The 21,898-nt window shown below is 49.6% G+C and carries 20 protein-coding genes; 2 read left to right on the top strand and 18 right to left on the bottom strand.

Going from position 1 to position 21,898, the window contains the following annotated elements:
• The 4 genes from Q0362_RS08265 to Q0362_RS08250 all read right to left on the bottom strand — a co-directional run.
• Positions 1–440, bottom strand: a 440-nt coding sequence (locus Q0362_RS08265; protein ID WP_298122445.1) for a cbb3-type cytochrome c oxidase subunit I, incomplete at its 3' end; no start/stop codon positions are given.
• Positions 441–452: 12 nt separating this feature from the next.
• A complete protein-coding gene (gene coxB / locus Q0362_RS08260) occupies positions 453–1,343 on the bottom strand; it encodes a cytochrome c oxidase subunit II (protein ID WP_298122443.1) in 891 nt (296 codons plus the stop codon).
• Between the two features lie 135 nt (positions 1,344–1,478).
• Positions 1,479–1,835 (bottom strand): iron-sulfur cluster insertion protein ErpA, encoded by a 357-nt coding sequence (gene erpA / locus Q0362_RS08255; RefSeq protein WP_298122441.1) that lies wholly within the window; start codon positions 1,833–1,835, stop codon positions 1,479–1,481.
• 82 nt (positions 1,836–1,917) lie between these two features.
• Positions 1,918–3,300 carry a dipeptidase gene (locus Q0362_RS08250; protein WP_298122439.1) on the bottom strand — a complete coding sequence of 461 codons (1,383 nt, stop codon included), beginning with the start codon at positions 3,298–3,300 and terminating at the stop codon, positions 1,918–1,920.
• A 42-nt stretch (positions 3,301–3,342) separates the two neighbouring features.
• Here Q0362_RS08250 and Q0362_RS08245 point away from each other — a divergent pair, with 42 nt between their 5' ends.
• Positions 3,343–3,909 carry a DUF3043 domain-containing protein gene (locus Q0362_RS08245; RefSeq protein WP_298122437.1) on the top strand — a complete coding sequence of 189 codons (567 nt, stop codon included), beginning with the start codon at positions 3,343–3,345 and terminating at the stop codon, positions 3,907–3,909.
• Between the two features lie 3 nt (positions 3,910–3,912).
• Here the strand turns inward: Q0362_RS08245 and Q0362_RS08240 are convergent, their stop codons facing one another.
• The 13 genes from Q0362_RS08240 to Q0362_RS08180 all read right to left on the bottom strand — a co-directional run bounded on the left by Q0362_RS08240 (position 3,913) and on the right by Q0362_RS08180 (position 20,042).
• Positions 3,913–4,974 carry a quinone-dependent dihydroorotate dehydrogenase gene (locus Q0362_RS08240; protein ID WP_298122435.1) on the bottom strand — a complete coding sequence of 354 codons (1,062 nt, stop codon included), beginning with the start codon at positions 4,972–4,974 and terminating at the stop codon, positions 3,913–3,915.
• Positions 4,975–4,976: 2 nt separating this feature from the next.
• Positions 4,977–5,441, bottom strand: coding sequence for a transcriptional regulator NrdR (gene nrdR / locus Q0362_RS08235; RefSeq protein WP_280795161.1), 465 nt, complete (start codon positions 5,439–5,441; stop codon positions 4,977–4,979).
• Between the two features lie 4 nt (positions 5,442–5,445).
• Positions 5,446–6,762, bottom strand: coding sequence for a histidinol dehydrogenase (gene hisD, locus Q0362_RS08230; RefSeq protein ID WP_298122432.1), 1,317 nt, complete (start codon positions 6,760–6,762; stop codon positions 5,446–5,448).
• Between the two features lie 22 nt (positions 6,763–6,784).
• A complete protein-coding gene (gene dnaE / locus Q0362_RS08225; RefSeq protein WP_298122430.1) occupies positions 6,785–10,300 on the bottom strand; it encodes a DNA polymerase III subunit alpha in 3,516 nt (1,171 codons plus the stop codon).
• A 36-nt stretch (positions 10,301–10,336) separates the two neighbouring features.
• Positions 10,337–11,821 (bottom strand): apolipoprotein N-acyltransferase, encoded by a 1,485-nt coding sequence (gene lnt, locus Q0362_RS08220; protein WP_298122428.1) that lies wholly within the window; start codon positions 11,819–11,821, stop codon positions 10,337–10,339.
• Complete coding sequence (locus Q0362_RS08215) at positions 11,822–14,266, bottom strand: RNA helicase (protein ID WP_298122426.1); 2,445 nt, start codon at positions 14,264–14,266, stop codon at positions 11,822–11,824.
• Between the two features lie 3 nt (positions 14,267–14,269).
• Positions 14,270–15,094, bottom strand: coding sequence for a twin-arginine translocase subunit TatC (tatC, locus tag Q0362_RS08210; protein ID WP_366099795.1), 825 nt, complete (start codon positions 15,092–15,094; stop codon positions 14,270–14,272).
• A 6-nt stretch (positions 15,095–15,100) separates the two neighbouring features.
• Complete coding sequence (gene tatA, locus Q0362_RS08205; protein WP_280795166.1) at positions 15,101–15,310, bottom strand: Sec-independent protein translocase subunit TatA; 210 nt, start codon at positions 15,308–15,310, stop codon at positions 15,101–15,103.
• 42 nt (positions 15,311–15,352) lie between these two features.
• Complete coding sequence (locus tag Q0362_RS08200; RefSeq protein ID WP_298122425.1) at positions 15,353–16,324, bottom strand: YafY family protein; 972 nt, start codon at positions 16,322–16,324, stop codon at positions 15,353–15,355.
• Positions 16,324–17,319, bottom strand: a complete 996-nt coding sequence (locus Q0362_RS08195) for a YafY family protein (protein WP_298122422.1) — start codon at positions 17,317–17,319, stop codon at positions 16,324–16,326. Before Q0362_RS08195 ends, Q0362_RS08200 begins: the two co-directional genes overlap by 1 nt.
• 11 nt (positions 17,320–17,330) lie before the next feature.
• Positions 17,331–18,275 carry an FKBP-type peptidyl-prolyl cis-trans isomerase gene (locus tag Q0362_RS08190; RefSeq protein WP_298122420.1) on the bottom strand — a complete coding sequence of 315 codons (945 nt, stop codon included), beginning with the start codon at positions 18,273–18,275 and terminating at the stop codon, positions 17,331–17,333.
• A 67-nt stretch (positions 18,276–18,342) separates the two neighbouring features.
• The gene (locus tag Q0362_RS08185) at positions 18,343–19,353 is read right to left on the bottom strand and encodes a tRNA (adenine-N1)-methyltransferase (protein ID WP_298122418.1); all 1,011 of its coding nucleotides are present in this window, start codon (positions 19,351–19,353) and stop codon (positions 18,343–18,345) included.
• On the bottom strand, positions 19,350–20,042 hold the full coding sequence (locus Q0362_RS08180) for an HAD family phosphatase (protein ID WP_298122416.1): 693 nt from the start codon (positions 20,040–20,042) through the stop codon (positions 19,350–19,352). Before Q0362_RS08180 ends, Q0362_RS08185 begins: the two co-directional genes overlap by 4 nt.
• A gap of 66 nt (positions 20,043–20,108) precedes the next feature.
• On the opposite strand from Q0362_RS08180, the gene Q0362_RS08175 reads away from it, so the two are divergent.
• Complete coding sequence (locus Q0362_RS08175; RefSeq protein WP_298122414.1) at positions 20,109–21,029, top strand: PAC2 family protein; 921 nt, start codon at positions 20,109–20,111, stop codon at positions 21,027–21,029.
• On the opposite strand, the gene Q0362_RS08170 is transcribed toward Q0362_RS08175, so the two are convergent.
• A complete protein-coding gene (locus Q0362_RS08170; RefSeq protein WP_298122412.1) occupies positions 21,026–21,850 on the bottom strand; it encodes an undecaprenyl-diphosphate phosphatase in 825 nt (274 codons plus the stop codon). The genes Q0362_RS08175 and Q0362_RS08170 overlap by 4 nt on opposite strands.
• Positions 21,851–21,898: the final 48 nt, after the last annotated feature.

Raw genomic sequence — 21,898 nt, 5'->3', positions numbered from 1 at the left:
GTGAGGAATCCACCAACAGTAATCAATGCACCGAAGAAGTAGAACCAGAAAGAAAGCATGTTCAAACGCGGGAATGCTACGTCTGGAGCACCAAGTTGAATTGGGAGAATTGCATTAGCAAAACCCGCAAACAGAGGTGTTGCCACCAGCAAGAGCATGATGGTTCCGTGCATGGTGAACATCTGGTTGTACTGCTCTTTTGTCTGCAAAACGTTGAGACCTGGAGCAAAGAGCTGAGCACGGATGATCAGAGCCATCACTCCACCAAGAAGAAAGTACAAAATGGCTGTGATGTTGTACATGTGACCGATGACCTTGTGGTCAGTCGAGGTCAACCACTTGACAACAATGTTTCCCTTAGACACTGGGCGTGTGACGCCAACAGTCTGAGGCTTGCTTGTTGTGGTTACAACAGGGGTGGGAGTAAGAGTTGCACTCATCGCTTTTCCCTACTACTTCGACTCGGTAGCGGATGCAACAACATTCGCTTGGTTCTTGTTACGGTCATACTCGGTTCCGAGCTGACCTTCAAAGCCCTGCTCACGCAAGCTCTCGATGTAAGCGTCATATTCCTCTTGGGAAACAACCTTCACTTGGAAAAGCATTTGAGAGTGGAATTCACCACAGAGCTCAGCACACTTTCCTGCGTAGGTACCTTCGCGCTCAGGAATGATCGACATCACATTTGTCTTACCTGGAATCATGTCCTTCTTGTAGAGAAAGTCGATGACCCAGAAAGAGTGGATAACGTCGCGAGCGTTGAGCTGAATTTCAACCTTTTTGCCAACAGGCAAGTAAAGAGTCGGGATTGAAGATTCAAGAACCGAACCTTGTTCAGCTCCTTCTGAAAGATCAGGCTGAACCTGGATGCCTGAATAGTAGACATCTTCATCGGTGTAGTTGAAGTCCCAAGCCCACTGCTTTCCAAAAGCTTGAATTGTGACATCAGGATTATCAAAACGCTGCTCAATGACTGCTTCATCGCGTGCAGTGAGAGCAAAAAGACCAATGATGAGGATCAAAGGGATGACAGTGAAAAGAATTTCGATTGGCATGTTGTAGCGCAATTGAACAGGAAGTCCGGTGTCGGTCTTGCGGCGGCGGTAGACAACCATCGACCAGAGCATGAGGCCCCAAGCAATGAATCCGATTGCCAGAAGAACAATCCAGCTGTTCACCCAGAAGTCAGTAATGAGCTGAGTGTGGTTTGTAACCGGAGCAGCCCCTGATACGAAGCCGGGCATGTAACCCGCGAGCTCCTGATCGGTACATGCCGACAGGGCAAGTACGAGCGTTGCTGCAATTGGAATCGCAGCCCATCGGATTCGACGTGTAGAACGCACTATTGGCCTTTCACAAACACTTGTTCAAATTCGAAACATATCTGTCCCGAACATTTCAACTCTACCCTCAGAAAGGGCTGTGAATGTGTAGCAACGTGCTGGATTTTCGCTCCTCAGAAGCGAAAAGGAAGTTCGTTAGTGGAAAGAGTCTCCACAGGCACAGCTTCCTTCAGCATTGGGGTTATCAATGGTGAAACCCTGCTTCTGGATGGTGTCTTCAAAGTCGATAGTTGCGCCATCGAGATAAGGAACGCTCATCTTGTCAACAACAACACCTACTCCCCCAAAATCAACAACCGCATCGGCGTCCATAGTGCGCTCATCGAAGTACAGCTGGTAAATCAGACCCGAACATCCGCCTGGTTGCACGGCAATTCGTAGTCGAAGATCATCGCGACCTTCCTGTTCCAGGAGTGCGCGAACTTTCTGAGCAGCAGCATCGGTGAGACCAACGCCGTGTGCTTTGGTCTCAGCGGTTGTCGTTTCAGTCATTTCCACTCCTTGGAAGGGTTTGTCTGGGGTGTTTCTATTCTAAAAGGACAAGGTGAATGTTGCCTGCATTATTCCTGAGAACTCAAAGTTCACGAGAATTGCATTCCGCGAGGAATAGAAGTTCCGCAACGATAGCTCGTTCAAAAGACTCAATATGCAGAGACTCATTCGGGCTGTGTGCTCGAGAATCGGGATCTTCAACTCCCGTGACTAAAACTTGTGCAGTTGGAAAAGCAGACACAAAGCTGGAAATAAAGGGAATGGATCCGCCCACACCCATCTCAACGACATCTTTCCCCCAGGCAGAAGTAAGAGAGTGGGAAATCGATTGTGCCGCCCAACCACTTGTGTCTGTAGAGAACGATTCACCTAAATTGATGTCTTCAAAATCAACCTGAGCTCCATATGGAACGTGCTTGAGAATGTGCTGACGAACAGCTTCAAAAGCATCTGAAGCTGATTGACCTGGTGCAACCCTGACGCTAATGCGCGAAGAAACACTGGGGAGCAATGTGTTTGAAGCATTGGCGACATCTGGGATGTCCATGCCTGTAACCGTGATCGAAGGCTGCGACCACAGTCGTTCAAGCACATGTCCATCACCGATAAGAGAGACTGCGTCTAGGACACCACTTTCGAGTCTCATCTGGTCATCTTCATACTCAGGTATCTGGGCAACTGAGTGAGTAAGTCCCTCAACCTGAACTGAGCCAGTTTCGGAATAGAACGAAGAGGTCAGCTTGGCAAAAGCCATAAAGGCATCTGGCACAGCACCACCAAACATGCCGGAATGCAATGCATGATCCAAAGTTCGCACCGTGAGTTTGAACGTGGCATTCCCCCGCAACGTAGTAGTGAGTGCTGGCGTTTCAAGATCCCAGTTCCCTGAGTCGGCAACAACAATGACGTCTGCCTCGAGCAAGGCGTGATGATCTTTCAAGAAGTTCTCAAATGACGGGGAACCAAATTCTTCTTCTCCTTCAACAAAGAGAACAATCCCCAAATCAACATTCTCAACAAGTTCCGGAAGAAGACGAAGAGCTGAAATGTGAGCCATGATGCCCGCCTTGTCATCTGCTGCACCACGACCAAAAAGACGTCCGTCTTTCTCAATTGGTTCAAATGGTTCGCTCTCCCACACCGCAAGGTCACCAGGAGGTTGAACGTCATGGTGGGCGTAAAGCAGAATCGTTGGCTTTCCATGTGCTGCTTGACGTCTCGCAACAACAGCGGGCTGTCCCAATTCGTCGCTATCTGACTTCATCGCTCTCTGGATGTGAACTGTGTCAAACAAATTTGTTCCACGAGCCAACTCAGCAACTTGTTCAGCACTCTTCACCACCTGTGATGGATCAAAAGAAGACCAGGAAACCGATGGGATACGGACCAATTGTGTGAGATCGTGCATTGATTGCGGAAAAGCTTGTGACACCATTGCACGAACGTCAGAAATTGAAGCAGTCATGCCGGTAATCTTATGGTCGAAGCTTTCAAACAAAGGAACATCGTGGCTAAGAACTCTGAAGAAAACATCACTGCAGACTCAACCGTTGATGAAAACGGTGCTGGCAAAGGTCACGCAACCCCTAGTCGCAAAGAAAGAGAAGCTGCAAATAAGCGACCTCTCGTTCCCAGCGACCGCAAGGAAGCAGCTCGTATGGAACGTGCCCGCATGAATGAGCAGCGCAATAAGCAGCGAATTGGACTTGCTGCTGGAGACGAGCGTTACCTCCCCATGCGTGACCGTGGTCCTCAGAAGAAGTTTGCTCGTGATTTTGTCGATGCCCGTTACAACGTTGGCGAACTGATGGTTCCCTTCATGTTCCTCGTGATCATCATGACCTTTATTCCCAGCCTTCCTGTCCAGGAAAGCTCTTTCCTGGTTTTGTGGGCTTTCTTCTTCATCGCACTGACCGACGTCATGATTCTTGGCGTTCAGCTGCGTAAGCGCATCACTGCGAAGTTTGGTTCGGTCGACAAGGGTGTTCGTTGGTACGCGGGAATGCGCAGCCTTCAGATGCGCCCACTACGTCTACCTAAGCCTCAGGTAGCACGTCGCCAATACCCCAGCTAGTTCTTAACGCTGGTTAGCGAGTTTCCTCAAACCACGGTTGAGTTTTATTGCCCACAACGGGCCGTTGTAAACAAATGCTGAATAGCCCTGGACGAGGGTTGCGCCAGCGTCCAATCGTTCCTGGACTTGTTCAGCCGTCTCAATTCCGCCAACTGAGATGATGCACATGTCGGCGGGAACAATGGAACGAATCTGCTTCAAGACTTCAAGAGAGCGTTGAGATAACGGTGCTCCCGAGAGACCGCCAGCGCCAATAGATTCAACTTTTGCAGAATCTGAGACAAGGCCATCTCGACTGATTGTGGTGTTTGTGGCGATAATGCCGTCGAGTTTGAGCGAAACAGCAAGCTTGGCTATCTCAGCAATCTCGTCGCCAGAGAGATCAGGAGCAATTTTCACGAGAAGTGGTGTGTTACCTGCTTCTTCTTTGACTGCTTTGAGTAAAGGTTTGAGCTGGGTGATCTCTTGCAATCCACGAAGCCCCGGTGTGTTGGGAGAACTGACATTCACTACGAGGTAGTCAGCCAATGGAGCGAGCAGCTTCGTGCTAATGAGGTAATCCGCTGTTGCATTTTCAACCTCGGTTATGCGTGATTTTCCAATATTAACACCAATAACGGGGCGGTGCTTGAGGGTGCGAAGTTTCTGTAACCGAGGAACTGCTGCCTGGGCTCCCCCGTTATTAAATCCCATCCGATTGATGAGAGCGCGATCAGGAATTAGGCGGAAAAGGCGTGGTTTGGGGTTACCGGGTTGAGCATGAGCGGTGAGTGTTCCCACTTCAACATGGCCAAAACCGAGGGCATATAGACCTGAAACCATAGTGACGTCTTTATCAAAACCAGCTGCCATACCGAACGGTGAATCAAAGTGAAGTCCAAGTGCTTGAACGTGAAGTTCTGGCACGGGCTTGCTAAAGGCGTGCTTCATATTTCGAATACCAGGCAAACCCGCCATTTTGATGACAGTTGCGCCTAAATGGTGAGCTTCTTCAGGATCAATGAACTTGAAGAATCCTTTGAATATGAGGTTGTAGAACGAGTGATTCCCGTTATGTGTTGCCACTACTACTCAGCCTGACCGTTCTGGCGTTCCGAACGAAGAGTTTGAACGGCAACTTCGAAATCCTCTAAAGAATCAAAAGCTTGGTAAACGCTGGCAAAACGCAAGTAAGCAACCTCATCGAGCTCTCTGAGAGAAGGAAGAATGGCTAAGCCAATCTCATTAGCCTCAATTTGAGAAGCACCCGTAGCGCGAATGGTCTCTTCTACTTTTTGTGCGAGGACAGCTAAGTCTGCATCTGTGACGGGACGGCCTTGACATGCCTTACGAACACCCGCAACGACCTTTTCTCTACTGAAGGACTCAACCACACCAGAACGCTTGATTACTGAGAGTGACGCTGTTTCTAGAGTGGAGAAACGACCATTGCATTCTGGGCACTGACGGCGGCGGCGAATTGAGAGGCCATCGTCACTTGTACGGGAATCAATCACTCGAGAATCAGAGTGTCGGCAAAAGGGGCAATACATTTGACTAATTGTCCTCTGACTTGAAGCGGATATCTACGGCATCACCGTGAGCGGGAAGATCTTCGTCGTCTGCGAGCAGACGAATACCGGAGGACACAACACCGAGTGCATCCTTCGAATACTCAATGATTTGTTGAGGTCGCAGGAAAGTATATGCACCTAAACCAGAGGCAAAGAGTGCTTGTCCTGCGGTAGGAAGCACGTGATTCGAACCTGCTGAATAATCTCCCAGGCTGACAGGGGTGTAATCGCCAACGAAAATGGCCCCAGCATTAGTGATCTGAGATACGAGCTCGTGACTGGAGCGTGCATGGATTTCGAGATGCTCGGGGCCATAAGCATTAGAGAAATCGACAGCGACAGATAAGTCATCTACCAAAACAAGAGCAGATTGGGGCCCAGTCAAAGCTGTACGAACACGCTCAGAGTGTGCAGTTGAGAGGGCTTGGCGCTCAACCTCTGCACGAACTTGTTCTGCTAGTTCAAGCGAATCTGTCACGAGGACGGCTGAGGCCATTTCATCGTGCTCAGCTTGAGATATCAGGTCTGCTGCTACAAACTCGGCACGGGCACTGGAATCAGCGATAACAAGGATTTCTGTAGGTCCTGCTTCTGAATCAATCCCGACACGACCACGAACCAAACGCTTTGCAGCGGCGACATAAACGTTACCTGGGCCTGTTACAACATTGACGGGAACAAGATCCAGTTCTTCCACGCCATATGCAAAGGCACCAATTGCACCTGCCCCGCCCATGGCATAGACCTCAGAAACTCCCAACAAACCGGCAGCAGCGAGGATTGTGGGGTGAATTCTTCCACCGAATTGAGCCTGGGGAGGCGAAGCAAGAGCTATCGAACCAACCCCTGCAACCTGAGCAGGAACAACGTTCATAATCACGCTGGAGGGATATACGGCTTTGCCACCAGGAACATAGAGACCTACTCGTTCAACTGGCTGCCAACGCTGAGTGATGCGAGCACCCGGGGCTACCTCGGTGTGAACAGCAGGAGGAACTTGCGCAGCTGAGCCCTGACGCACACGCTCGATAGCGGTTTCTAGGGATGCACGCAATGCAGGTGAAAGCGCAGTAACAGCCTCGTCAATGTGAGATTGCGGAACCCGAATTTCGTAATCCGAGACGTTATCTAGACGTAAAGCTTGCTCTTTAAGAGCAGAAGATCCTGTTGTGCGAACAGCTGAAATCAACGACTCAGCAACCTCAATAGCAACATCCACGTCAATCTCTGTGCGTGGAATGAGCTCAAGCAGTTGTGCCCGTGACGGGCGTGAACCACGAAGGTCGAGTGTACGAATCATCTTGATGTCCAGTCTAATTCCGCTAGCCCAGGCATCCTGGACCGAGGAGGGATTTCAGCTCACCATAGAGATCTGCAGAAATATTTACCTTTGTAGGCAACTCAAAAACTCGGGCAGTGGCACCTCGCGTCAGTCTCAGTCGTACTTCGCTGTCTCCTGGGTGACGTTTAAGCACAGCGGAGAGCTCTGCAACTGTTGCTGAAGTAGCACGAACTTCTGGAAGAACAAGATTGAGTGGTCCCTGCTGCCCCACTACTGTTCCAACATCGGGAACAAACATGCTCATGGCCTGAATATTCAAACCGTCATCACGGACGTTGACACGACCTTTCACCGCAAGAACTAGGTCGGTTTCGAGCATGGGACCAAACTCTTGATAAGTACGCCCCAGCAGCATGATGTCCATCTCGCCGCCAAAGTCTTCAAGTTTGATAATGCCGTAAGCGTTTCCTGACTTTTTGGCAATACGTCGTTGAACTTCTGTCACCAGCCCAGCGAGTACGACAATGTCACCGTCCATTGTGGAATCGCTTGTGGTGAGGTCGTTGATCGTCACGGTGGCATGTTTAGCCAATTGCAGTTCTAATCCCGCCAAAGGATGATCCGAGACATAAAGACCGAGCATTTCACGCTCGAAAGCTAATTTGTCTCGCTTTGTGAATTCAGGTCGGTCAGGAACCTGAGAATGCTCTTCAGCGAATTCAAACATGTCACCGAAGAGATCTACCTGACCTAATGCTTCATTACGTTTGAGGCTGACGGCAGATTCCACAGCATCTTCGTGTATTTCTACGAGAGCACGACGCGTGTTTCCCATCGCATCAAAAGCGCCAGCTTTGATGAGAGATTCCAAAGTCTTCTTGTTGGCAACTTGAACTGGAACCTTCTTCAAGAAGTCATGGAAGGAGTCGAAACGTCCCTTATCGGCACGGGATGCTTTGATGTGCTCGACAACGCCAAAGCCGACATTACGAATAGCTCCCATACCAAAGCGAATATCTTGGCCAACGGCAGAGAACACGCCATCTGATTCATTGACATCGGGGGCAAGTACATTGAGTCCCATACGACGGCACTCAGAAAGATAGATTCCTAGCTTGTCTTTTGAATCGCCAACAGAGGTGAGCAATGCAGCCATGTATTCAGCAGGGAAATTGGCTTTGAGGTACGCAGTCCAGTAGCTGAGGACACCATAACCAGCAGAGTGTGCCTTATTGAAGGCGTAGTCTGCGAAGGGCATCAGGGTATCCCACAGGATTTTCACCGCAGGTGCTGAATAACCGTTTGAGAGCATTCCTGCTTCAAAATCTGCGAATTGCTTATCCAGTTCTGATTTCTTCTTTTTACCCATAGCGCGACGTAAAACGTCCGCTTGCCCCAGGGTGAATCCTGCAACCTTCTGCGCAACAGCCATAACTTGTTCTTGATACACAATCAGACCGTAGGTTGTGCCCAAGATCTCAGATAAAGGTTCTTCCAGTTCTGGGTGAATGGGTTCAATCTCCTGCAGACCATTTTTACGCAGTGCGTAGTTAGTGTGCGAGTTCATACCCATAGGGCCAGGACGATAAAGAGCAATAACTGCAGAGATGTCTTCGAAGTTTGTGGGTTTTAGTTGCCGAAGAAGTGCACGCATGGGGCCGCCATCAAGCTGGAATACACCGAGGGTGTCTCCGCGTGAGAGCAATTCGTACGTAGCCGGATCGGAATCTAAATCCAAGAGTTCAGGTTCAACCGTGATGCCACGGTTGTTTTGAATGTTCACGAGGGCATCTTGAATAACAGTCAGGTTTCTCAGGCCCAGGAAGTCCATTTTGAGAAGACCTAAAGACTCACAAGGCGGCTGATCAAACTGTGTAATGATGGCGCCGTCATCTTCGCGCTTCATGATGGGGATGACATCCATGAGCGGTTCTGCTGACATGATCACGCCAGCGGCGTGAACACCCCATTGACGCTTCAAGTTTTCAATACCTTGAGCAGTATTGAACACTGTTTGTGCATCAACATCTGATGCAAGAACAGAACGGAAATCAGCAGCTTCTTTATAGCGAGGGGCCTGTGGGTCCATGATTTCGGTCAAGGTGATGTCCTTGCCCATAATCGAGGGAGGCATGGCTTTAGTGAGCTTCTCCCCCACCGAGTAGGGCATACCAAGGACTCGAGAAGAATCTTTCAATGCTTGCTTAGCTTTGATTGTTCCGTAGGTCACAATTTGTGCAACACGGTCACTGCCGTACTTCTCGGTCACATATCGAATGACCTCACCACGACGACGATCATCGAAGTCAACATCCACATCGGGCATCGACACACGTTCAGGGTTCAGGAAGCGCTCAAAAATTAGTCCGTGGTGCAGGGGGTCAAGCTCTGTGATTCCCATTGCATAAGAAGCAAGCGAACCAGCAGCTGATCCACGCCCTGGTCCTACTCGGATTCCTTGTTGGCGAGCCCATGCAATGAAGTCTGAAACCACTAAGAAGTATCCGGGGAAGCCCATCTGGATAATGACGTCTACTTCATATTTGGCTTGTGCCTTATGGGCATCAGAAACACCTTGAGGGAACCTCCGCTTCAGCCCCGCTTCAACTTCTTTCTCAAACCATGAAGCTTCGGTTTCACCCTCTGGAACCGGGAATCTGGGCATGAGATCGCGCTTTTCGAAACTCGTTTCACAGCGTTCTGCGATCAGGAGGGTGTTGTCACAGGCTTCTGGATAGTCCGCGAACAAGCGGCGCATCTCCGCAGCTGACTTGAGGTAAAACTCATTCGATTCAAACTTGAAGCGGTTTGGATCGTCGAGGGTTGATCCCGACTGGACACACAACAACGCAGCATGTGCGTCTGCATCGTGAGCATGTGTGTAGTGCAAATCGTTGGTAGCAACGAGCGGTAAACCGAGATCTTTTGAAAGCTTGATCAGGTCTGTAACGACTCGACGCTCGATATCTAGACCGTGGTCCATAATCTCGACAAAGAAGTTCTCTGCGCCAAAGATGTCACGAAATTCTGCCGCTGCGGCTCGAGCTTCGGCGTATTGCCCGATACGTAAACGCGTCTGAATTTCTCCACCTGGACAGCCAGTGGTGGCGATAAGTCCTTTTCCGTATGTGTTGAGAAGATCACGGTCCATACGAGGCTTGAAGTAATAACCCTCAAGGGACGCCAAAGAAGACATTTTGAAGAGATTGTGCATGCCTTCTGTCGATGAAGAAAGCAAAGTCATGTGCGTATAAGCACCACCACCAGAGACATCATCATCGCCACCGTTGTTCCAGCGAATACGTGTCTTGTCAGAACGATGAGTTCCCGGCGTGAGATATGCCTCGGTACCAATGATCGGTTTGATACCAGCGTCCGTAGCTGTATTCCAAAAATCGTAAGCGCCAAACATGTTGCCATGGTCGGTAATCGCAATGGCAGGCATTCCTGCCTCAACTGCAGCATTAATCAGTGGTTTGACTCGAGCCGCGCCATCAAGCATTGAATACTCGGAGTGAACGTGAAGGTGGACGAAAGAATCGTTTTCCTTACCCATCTTCACTCCAGTTTCGTAAGCATTTGAGCTTCAATTCTAGGGCTTTCTGCGCAACAGAATGAGCAACAAACCGACAAGTGCAATAGCACCAATGGACCATTCAATGACGCGTCCAAACTGCATTGCCGGTGTGACGGAGGAGCTCAAAGGAACAGCATCCAGCATTGCGCCAGGTTGGTAGGCAGGAATGGAATCTAAGGTTTCGCCTGAGGGAGAGATGATTGCTGACGTACCTACTGTTGAGATGTTGACAACAGAACGCCCAGTCTCGATTGCCCTCAATCGTGCAATGGCCAATTGCTGCAAATTCTCTGACGTTTTGCCAAAATCTGCGTTGTTGGTTTGAGCAAGGATAATCTGTGCTCCCCCATCAATCATTTGGTATGCCTGTTGATCATCAGTGATGTCAAAACAGATGGCCACACCTGCTAAAACACCGTTGATATCCACAACATTGGGACGTTTGCCAAAGGAATAATCACGGGTAACGAGATCAACAAGATCGGGCTGGAAGGTCCGCCACAACTCTCGATTTGGCATGTATTCAGCAAATGGCACGGGGTGAATTTTGTCGTATTGAGCGTCGAGCCCGTTCGACCACACTAAAGAGGAATTGAAATATTCCCCAGCCTTCGTGTTTGTAATCGTGCCCGCCACAATCGGAGCGTCTAATTTCTTTGACACGGTCGTCAGCATCAACGCAGCAAGCTCGGACTGAAGTGGGTCAACATCACTAGCATTTTCTGGCCAGACAACCATGTCAATGTCTTCCCCGGCATAAGGTAGCGAGCCAGTGACGTGATCTTGAAGAATGTCTCCTGGTTGCCCGTGATCAAACAACCCTGCTTTGGAATTCCCTTGGACGGCCAAGACATTAGTTGTTCCTGAGATTGATATTTCAACAGGGGGAACAGCAATAGCAACCACAAAAAACAAGATGGGAACGACCAGAAGTGACCGCTTCTTTTCACGCAAAACTTGGAAAACCAAGGTTGCCGACAAAGCGACGATGAAGCTTAAACCCGCTGTACCGACCCACGCTACGTCATGAGAGAGCGGGCTTTCAGACTGCGACTGAGCCAATTTGCCCCACGAGAACCCCCCATAAGGCCACACACTCGTGATGCTTTCACGCAAAGTCCATATGGACGCAATCACGATGCTCAGGATGCCAAGTCGACCCCAACGTGAAGGCCATCGCAGGGGCCCTCTATTTATTGCCAAACCAATGAGTGCAGCACCGAAACCAAAGAATATGGCCTGCAAAATGCCCAACGCTAGCCACGGTACTGGCCCGAGATACAAGGTCAACCAATTGATCAACGACAACCAGAACGTCGCTCCCGCAACAGTCCCAATGATGAAACCTGTCCAGAAGCCACGACCAAGCAAAGCCCACAACAGGAGAAAAACACCAACAAAAGCTAAGGGCCAGAAATTGGTAGCAGGAAAAGCGCCCTGCAAGGCAAAACCAGAAATGACTGCCAGCGGGAGTGAAAGCCAGAATGTGAGTTTCTTCATTTAGATCACCGTCGAATAGGCAACAATGCCACGGCGTACCTGATCAAGAGCTAATCGAGCGGTCTTCTGTAGCTCACCAGTTGTGACCTGAGCTAGTTGGTCGAGTAAATCAATGGTCTGCTTTGACCACCGAACAAAATCACCTGCAGGCATATCTGCATCAAAGAGAACGTCATCCAAACGAGACCCCTTTGCCCATTTGTACATAGCCAATGAAAGCCCAGTAGCGAGGGGGTTAGTGCCCGGCAACTTGTGATAATTCTCTAACTCTTCGAGGTCTGACCAGAGGTTTTGAGTTTCATGAAGGGCGTCAATAAATTTTCCACGTGGAAGGTATCTTTCATTCACGAGACCTTCTTCTCGACGTGGTTCGAAGACGATGGCACATGCCATAGCCGCCAGTCCTGGTGCATCGAGTTGGTCCCATAATTGAAGACGAATACTTTCAGCGATCAACAGGTCACGCTCACCGTAGATCTTGCCCAGCGACTCCCCCTTGGGGGTGAGAGAGAATTCTGTGCCCTGGGGATCTTTCATGAGATAGTCCATGTCCACGAGAACGTCACAGACCCTGTCAAAGATTCGAGCGACCGCCCCTGTACGTGTATTGATCTGCTGGACGAGCTTGTCTGTTTCTCTCTTGAGACGCCACCATCTTTCAGCCCAACGCGCATGATTCTCTCGGTCAGGACAGTGGTGACAGGAATGACTTTTCATTTGCTTACGCAAAGAATTCAGTTCGGCACTTCGTTTTTCTTTAGCTGCACGTGAGCCAGATTCGGTTTGCTTTTCTACATCTGTGAGTGTGCGTCGCAGAGTAGCGTAATCTGCAAAATCGCCCAGATGACAGGTCATCGGCTCTGCATAACCTGCCAAAGTCTCTTCTTGTTGTTTGACTTTGCGAGCAAGATCAACAACAGCTCTGTCGGCTTGGAACTGAGCGAAACTACTTTCTAAGATTTCTCTGGTTCGGTTCCGGCCAAATTGTTCAATCAAGTTGATGGCCATGTTGTATGTCGGCCTGAAACTTGAATTCAGCGGGTAAGTTCGTCTGCTCGCAAGAGAGGCAACTGTTTGTGGGTCTAGATTGTTCGCCCATTGAATGAGTGAATGACCTTCGACATCGATGCCGCGACGCCCAGCTCTTCCCGTGAGTTGCGTGTATTCACCTGGTGTGAGCGGCACTCGTGCCTCGCCATTGAATTTTTCTAACTTCTCTAACACAACAGTACGTGCCGGCATATTGATGCCCAACGCAAGTGTTTCTGTTGCGAAAACAACCTTGACTAACTTCTTTTGGAACAGTTCTTCGACTACTTCTTTGAACGCCGGCAACAGGCCTGCATGGTGAGCGGCCACTCCACGTTCGAGGCCGTCAAGCCAATCCCAATACCCGAGCACACCCAGGTCTTCATCGGCGATGGCACTACATCTGTCTTCAGCGATTTCACGGATGATTTCGCGCTCTTCAGGATCAGTCAGCCTGATGCCAGATCTCAACACTTGCGAAACGGCTTGGTCACAGCCAGCACGGCTGAAGATGAAGGAAATTGCGGGAAGCAAGTTCTTTTCAGAAAGCAGTTCAATGATGTCTGCTCGTTCCATGCGTCCTTGCATGGGTTGGTTTTGTGCGTATTGCGGACGGTTGTTCCGACCGCCACGATGTGCGTTTCGTCCGGCTGAACGCATATGAGGAGCACGTTGATTGGAGTGAGCGAGTCTGAGGAGCTCTGGATTTACACGGTGTTCTGCTGCAGCTGTCGAACCGTCGAAGAGGTCTATGAACTTGTTACCAACCAAAACATGCTGATCAAGCGGTACAGGCCTGTCCTCAGAAACAATGATGTCAGTGTCACCTCGGACTGCTTGAAGCCAGTCACCAAATTCTTCAGCATTTGAGACTGTGGCGCTCAAGCCAACCAGTCGTACGTGCTGAGGTAAGTGGATGATGACTTCTTCCCACACTGCACCTCGGAAGCGGTCAGCGAGGTAGTGAATCTCGTCCATCACGACGAAACGCAGATCCTTGAGTAGGTCACTGTCTGCATAAAGCATGTTGCGAAGGACTTCAGTGGTCATCACAACGATGCGTGCACCTGAATTGATATTGGTGTCACCCGTGAGAATGCCTACATTTTCGGCACCCCACTCTTCAACAAATTCATTGTATTTCTGATTAGACAACGCTTTCATGGGCGTTGTGTAAAACAACTTGTCTGCTGAAGTGCTCATCGCCAAGAAGACAGCGAATTCAGCAACAACGGTCTTACCAGCTCCTGTTGGCGCTGCAACGAGAACGCTATTTCCAGCTTCCAGAACATTAGCTGCTGCTATCTGGAAGGGATCTAAATCAAAAGACCGCTTTTCGCGAAATGCGTTAACGAGGGGTGTCTTCGTGCGGGCTTGAGCCAGGGCGAAGCGTTCAGCAGCAGATAACTCAGTCATCGGCTACGCCGAGAACGTTTCTGATGGCGGCAGAACACTGGCTTCGTTATCTGAATACACGTTGGACTTCTTGACAGTACGTCGGTCATGGAGCCAGGCAATACCTGCAGCTAAGAAATAGAGCAGAACCATAGGAATCGCGAGCAAGAACATCGAGAGGACATCTGCCGCGGGAGTGGCAATTGCCGTAAAGAGAGTTATCACCAGAACGGCAATTCGCCAGGACTTGATAATGCTCTGTGCAGATAAGAGGCCTGCAAAATTGAACAAGACGAGAAAGACTGGCAACACAAATGCCACACCCACGACGAGAACTAATTTGAGCACAAAATCGAAATACGTTTTGGCGGTAATGATGGTGGCATCATCACTGGGCGCAAAGCTTGTCATCAAGGCAACGATATGAGGATAGACATACCAGCCTGCTGCGCAGCCTGCGAGGAATAAAGGAATTGCACTGAACATGAATCCCAATGTGTATTTGATTTCACGTTTGGTCAGGCCAGGCATAAAGAATGCCCAAATTTGGTAAAGCCAGAATGGACTCGAGATAACAATGCCGACCGTAAAAGCAATCTGTAGCTTGAGATCAAAGGCACTGGTTATGCCGTCATAGTTCAGAGTTGCTACTCGACCTTGTTCAGAGGCAACGAGAAAAATGGGTTCACGTAGCTGAGCGAGAAGGAAATCAGCAGAAAACCAACCTAGAACAGCACCAATGACGATGAAAAGGGCAGAGAAATACAGCCTTTTGCGAAGTTCTACAAGATGTCCACCCAAGGACATCTTTCCTTCACGCCGGGAGGCTTTTGTCTGCCGTGCCGCCATGGGCTACTAAGCGGACTTTGAAGAGTCGCTTGAGTCGGTGGAGCTGGAGTCAGATGGAGTCTGACCATCTTCCTTCATCTGCTTAACTTCGCTCTTGAAGATACGCATGGACTGTCCGAGTGAACGAGCAAGACCTGGAAGTTTGGGTGCACCGAACAACAACAGAATGATGGCAATGATGATGAGCAAGTGCCAACCGGAGAGATTTCCTAGCATCTGTACTTCCTTATGAATTGGTGCGAAGGTGTTGTCTTTAGTTTAGGCGTTATAGCTCTGTAGTGCCTGCTTAGCCCATAAGCTCACAGCTGAAATTGCCTCAGCTGGGGACAGTACAGAAATCGAACCTGGAATCTGTGCAACGAATATTGGAACACTCGCAAGATCGCTAAAAGCTACTTCAACTTCCAGCGTCTCAGTTCCGTGAGAACCAATAACAACGGGGTGGTAGGCCGAAAGAAGAGAGAGTGCAGATTCTTCTATAGCGAACCGAACACGGATATCAGTTTCTTTGATGTCAAAAAGTTCATCAGATAAATCTGAAGCAGTCAGCTGGGTGACGATCGAATCGTGTGAAATTGAGAGCTCAGAAATTCGGTCTAATCGAAATGTTCTCAGAGCCGAACGATCATGACACCACCCACGCAGGTACCAGGACTCCCCCACAAGATCGAGGCGTAGAGGATCTACCGTCCGAGGGTTCTTTTCACCTGAAGCATTTTGATACACAAAATGGACGCTCAAACCTGAAGACACAGCATCACGAATGACATCGAGATCCACAGGAACAGCTGCTGGTGTAATCAACAGATTTTCGGGCAAAGCAGAAGCCCCAGAGGAAATCTTGGCTACAAGTCTGTCAATGATGCCCTTGTCTCGTTCAGGCACAATTCCAGAAATATATTGAAGACCAGCAAGTAATGCGGCCGCTTCACGGGCCGAAAATCGAGGAGTAGCGTCAACTGCAACGTGCTGCCAGAGTTCAACTACCTTGTGCTCTTCAAAGAGATCCCAATTGATATCGAAAAGATCTTGATGTTGGTAATAACCGTCATCTCCAGGAACTCCCGACATGGCCAAAAGTTGAACAAGTTCTTCTACCTGGCCAGCTGTGATGTCGAAGTGTTGAGCCAGTTGAGACACAGGAATAGCTCCTTGCTCTATGAGGTAAGGAACAAAAGACATCAACAGGGTGACGCGATCTGCTGCCTCAAGTCGCGGTTGAGAAGCCATCAGTTATCTCCTCTGTGGTGAGAAGAGATGAGTTCCAACCGAGAGCGTAAAGAATCTACGAGTGCAGGAGGTGAAATCACGGTGATTTGGTCACCGAAAAGTATGAGCTCGTCTGCCAGAAGTTCAAGATCTGAATATCCAAAAGTCAGAACTGTTTCATGCCGAGCTTGCCCATATTTGGCGGAAAGACGTAGTTGAGCATCCGAACCGGAACGAACAGAGATAGACGCTTGGTTCTTTCGAGTTATGTCTTCAAGTTCATTCCGAAGGCGCTGCGCATAGTTTTCAGGAGAACGAGGGTGTGTTTTCTGCGGTATTCGAGTGGGGGCAGAAATAATGCGCTTGAGAAGGAAAGTGCGTTCTGCTTGTACGTCCATATCGAAAGCTAGGACGTACCAAAGACCTCCCCAGTTCAGAACTGCTAGCGGGGATGCTGTTCGTTGTTCAGGTTTGCTCTGGCCTGGTTTGAGGTAGCTGAATGTGAGAATGAGCTCATTCTCTAAAGCATCTTCAATTGTTGCGAAGGCACGATCATTTGTTCTGATGTGAGGAGCAACACCAATCAAGGGGTCATTGGCAGAAACACCTAACGACTTGATCTTGGTCAGTGCGTGTCGAGAATCATTGGAGAGAGATGCCTCGCGCCATGCCGTTGCAGCTACGTTGAGCAGTGTGAGTTCATCAGAAGTGAAAGTAAGGCCTTCTGGAAAGTCATAGTTCTGACGTGAAATGGAATACCGAATGTTGTGGGTTTGACCCTCTTCTTCAGGTAGCTCCAAAGTGTCGATGATGACGCCCATGGAACGTATCTCGTCTTTATCGCGCTCGAACATCTTGTCCAAAGCCGTATTGCCGCTGTAGTCAAAAATGTCGCTGTAACCACGAACAGTCTTCAAAATTTCTGTCTTGGTCAATCCTTCACGAGAGGACACCAAAGCAAGAATAAGACTGAATAACCGGTCTTCTTTCTTAACTCTGATCTCACTGCGCGACATGATTACTCGACCTAAGGGGTAGTACCAAGGATGTCGATAACAAAGACAAGAGTTGAACCTGAAGGAATCGTTCCATTGTCTTGGTTTCCGTAACCCAAATCAGGCGGAATTATGGCCACAATCTGCGACCCCACGGTTTGTCCTTCAAGTGCTTGAGCGAAACCTGGAACGACACCGTTGAGGCTGAACGTTGCTGGGGTCTTTCGAGACCAGCTTGAGTCGAATACAGTGCCGTCACTCCATAGAACACCGGTGTAATGCACGGTTACAGACGAGCCAGCTTGAACGACAGGACCATCGCCCTTCTTGAGTACTTCTACTTTAAGATCTGTAGGAGCTTGAGAGCTAGGAACTGTGATTCCAGGGACACCATCAGCGTCAAGAACGACCGCAGGGAAGCCATCTTGAGCGGGTTGATCTTTACCATTTGCGCGGGCAAGGCTTGTAGAAACAAGATCTGCAACGACAACCAAGCTGGTGTCTTTGCCCAAGTCCCCAACAGGTGCACCATTTTGGTCAAGAAGATCAGTGGGCGCAATGACTGAAACTATTTGGCTGCCTGCCGGAGCACATTGAATGGTTGCGACCAAACCATGGATCAAGCTGTTGTCGTCCAACGAGGACGTCTGAAGATCTGTTCCGTCATACTTGGTCTGCCCAAGAATGTCACCGGTTTCTCCGTTGTAAATCGTGAAGTCAAGAGTGACAGCTCCACCCGGTAAAGCTGGAGCACCGTCACCTTTGACGAGAATCTTTCGCTCTGTCTTAGAGGTAGTGAGAGGTGTGGGGAACTCAGCGGTAGGCAGCTCACCGAAACCACCACTGACTTTGACCTTGTCCACAGCAGAGCCAGATTCAGCAAGTGGCGTGCATGATGGATCTGAAGTCGCAGTGCTACAAGCAGATAAACCTGCAATCAGAGCGATGCTGACAATAAGGGCTGAACTCCGACGCACAATTCCTCGCAAAAAATCATTGTGAGGAATGTTCCTCACGCAGTTTCTAGCCTATGTGTCCCCGGGGTTATTCAGCTGGCGACGAGCTGTCTGAAGCCTGTGAAAGTTCTGCACTTTCGGTAGCTGATCGCACACGCTTACGGAGGCTCTTTGGGCTTATTTCTCTGCCGCCCAAGACGCCGGGGGTCCACGCTTCGAGATCTTCCGCGCTGAAATCGCTCTTGGAAGCTCGTCTCTTCAGATCGGGAAGAACTGTTCCAGGAGCTAATTTTCGGGCTGTCACCAAAAAGGCGGTGTGGCCAATCATTCGATGTTCAGGACGAACTGCTAGTCCTTCGACATGCCAACCACGAACGATGGTTTCACTGGACTGTGGGTGAGAGAACTGACCGGTTTCTCGCAAGGCCTCGACAACTCTCGAAAGTTGCGTGACTGTGGCGACATACATCAGCACTACTCCACCAGGTACGAGAGCATCTGCAGCCATGTCGACACATTCCCAGGGCGCAAGCATGTCGAGAACGACACGGTCGGCTTCACCTGGCTTTACGGTCATGGGTAAGGCGTCTTGAAGGTCTCCAACCGTAACTGACCAGTTTTCAGGAGTGTAACCGTGGAAAGTGGAAACATTTGCTCGAGCAATCTCCGCAAATTCTTCTCGACGCTCGAAGGAATACAAGAAACCTTGAGGACCGATAGCGCGAAGCAGCCACAAGGAAAGTGCACCTGAACCTACGCCTGCTTCTACAACTCGTGCACCGGGAAATATGTCTGCTTGCCCCAAAATCGCCTGAGCTTCTTTGGGATAAATAATTGCAGCACCACGAGGCATGGACATGACAAAGTCGACCAGAAGTGGTCGCATGACCAAATACTCGACGCCAGAGCTGTTCAGCACGACAGAAGCATCAGGCAAACCAATGATGTCTTCGTGCTTTACTACACCTCGGTGTGTATGGAATTCGTCTCCGTGCTTGAGTGAAACTGTATTGATTTTGCCCTTGGGGTCGGTGAGTTGGCACCTATCCCCTGCTCGAAATGGTCCAGGCATGTAGCGAGGAGTGTTTGCGTGTGTCATGAATTCAGTCCTCGTTTTGCTGCGAATATGTCAAATACTTGTTCAGCCGAGACACCAGCAAGTGTGTCGAGTGTGATGTCTGTGGAAATTCCTTCAAGAGAGACAAGATTTGTGACACCAAAGGTGACTGCGCCGGAACTATAGGCTGCCCTGCATCCTGACGGTGAATCCTCGAACGCTACACATCGCGAAATATCTACATTCAACTTGCTTGAGCCTAAAAGATATGCCTCTGGATCTGGTTTGGATTTGAGGACATTATCACCGGCCACAACTTCTGTCAGTGGCTGCCCGGGAATCATCGCGATCACTGCCCGAGCCATTCTCTCAATAGACATAGTGACCATTGCTTGAGGAATACCTATGGCTTGAAACTGATGCATCAGTTCAACAGCGCCAGGCCGCCAAGGAACAGCAACCTCAAGTTGTTCAAGGACACGGTTAGTGAGAGCCTGAATGATCTCGTCGATGGAGAGATTTACTCCATGTTGTTGCATGATTGCTGCCGTTTCGGGCAAACCTTGTCCAATGACTTTGATGCCATCTTCGTGAGTCCAGGAACCACCAAAAAGTTGGACCAGTTCTAGTTCAGCAACGATCCAATAATCTTCGGTATCGACAATGGTGCCGTCCATGTCCCAGAGAATCGCTTCGGGCTTGATGGATAAAGAGGTTTCGTTACTGCTCACTGAACAAGACTACTTGTCGGCAGACCTGAGTATTCTTGAAAGCGAAGTAGAACGGGGTTCCCCACAGTGAGCACAGCACGTAATCCATTCCGAGGACGACTTCTTGTTGTCGCATTTGAAGGCTGGAATGATGCCGGAGAGGCAGCAAGCTCAGCTGTAACGACTCTTCAGGAACAGCTTGATGTTATTGCGCTTCATACCGTTGACCCAGAAACGTATTACGACTTCCAATTCAATCGACCTACGATCGGTTTCGATGATGACGGAAACAGGTCGCTTACCTGGCCAACTTCGATTCTCTATGCCCCGATGGTTCCAGCCGATCTTGATGAGAGTGTCTCGGAAGATCTAATACTCGATGTAACAGGTGCCAATGCGAACAACATTTATCTCCTTCAGGGAGTAGAACCAAGCCGCAATTGGTTGACTTTTACGAACGAAATTCTGGATATCGCACTGGCTGCAGACATCTCTGCCATTGTCTTGTTGGGTTCAATGCTGGCTGACGTCCCACACACGAGGCCGATTTCTACCTTTGTTTCTAGCGAAAATGCTGATGTTCGTCACGCACTCGATGTCGAGCGAAGTACTTATGAAGGCCCTGTAGGTATTTTGAGTGTCATTGCAGCAGCAGCCGAGGAAGCAGATATTCCAACTGTTGCCATCTGGGCTTCTGTTCCTCACTATGTCCACCAAGGACCGAGCCCTAAAGCAACTCTTGCGCTCATTGACAAACTCGAAGAGATTGTGGACGTCGTCATTCCACGTGGTGAGCTTGTCTCCGAAGCAGCGGAGTGGGAAGAAAACATCAATAAGCTCGCGGCTGAAGACGAAGATATGTCGTCTTACATTGCTCAGCTCGAGCAAGCCCGAGACATGGTTGATTCGCCAGAGGCAACTGGAGAATCACTGGCACAAGAGTTTGAAAGATTCCTGCGCTCCACCGACAAACCCGGCGAAGGTACAGAACCCCCTAAAGGCGTTTAGCCTTGGATTACTCCGGTTGCCAGGAGAGCCAACAGAGTTCCACCAAGAGCTAAGCGATAGACAACAAATGGCCAAAAACTGTGCTTTCCAAGCCAGTTCATTAGGAATGCAATAACTCCAATGCCAACGATAAACGCCACCACTGTGGCAGCTAGAGTCTCTATCCCTGTAAACACTTGTGGTTCGTTGAAACTCTTGGCCAGTTGGTAAAGACCACTACCGAACACTGCAGGCAGTGCGAGTAAGAACGAATAACGGGCTGCAGACGTTCTGTTGAATCCCATAAAGAGTCCGGCTGTGATGGTGCCACCGGAGCGAGATACACCTGGAATCAAAGCTAAAGCCTGTGCGAAACCAAAGACTATTCCGCGGCCTACCGTGAGCTGTTGCAGGTTTTTCGTTTTCTTTCCGACAACATCTGCAATGCCTAACAAAATGCCGAAGACAATCAACATCGTTGCGACGATCCACAACGAACGAAGCGTCGTCTCGATTTCGTCTTGGAAGACTAATCCCAGAACAACGATGGGGAGCGATCCCACAATGATGAGCCAGCCCATTCGTGCATCCGGATCATTTCGGGGCAACTTCCTGACCAATGCTAAGAACCAATGTTTCACGATTCGAACAAGGTCACGCCAGAAATACACAACAACAGCGGTTTCTGTGCCCAGCTGAGTAATAGCCGTAAACGTGGCTCCTGGGTCTCCCCCGTTGGGAAGAAATTCTCCGATGATTCTGAGATGTGCCGAGCTTGAAACGGGAATAAATTCAGTTAGTCCCTGAACAAACCCAAGAAAAAGTGCCTCGAAAAATCCCATAAACATGACACTAACGAGCAAATGGAGAGCCGACTCAACGCCACGTGA

The sequence above is a fragment of the uncultured Aurantimicrobium sp. genome (assembly GCF_936931525.1).
GTDB lineage: Bacteria > Actinomycetota > Actinomycetes > Actinomycetales > Microbacteriaceae > Aurantimicrobium.
Note: the sequence above shows the minus strand (reverse complement) of the source record. Positions and strands in the feature narration are given on the sequence as shown.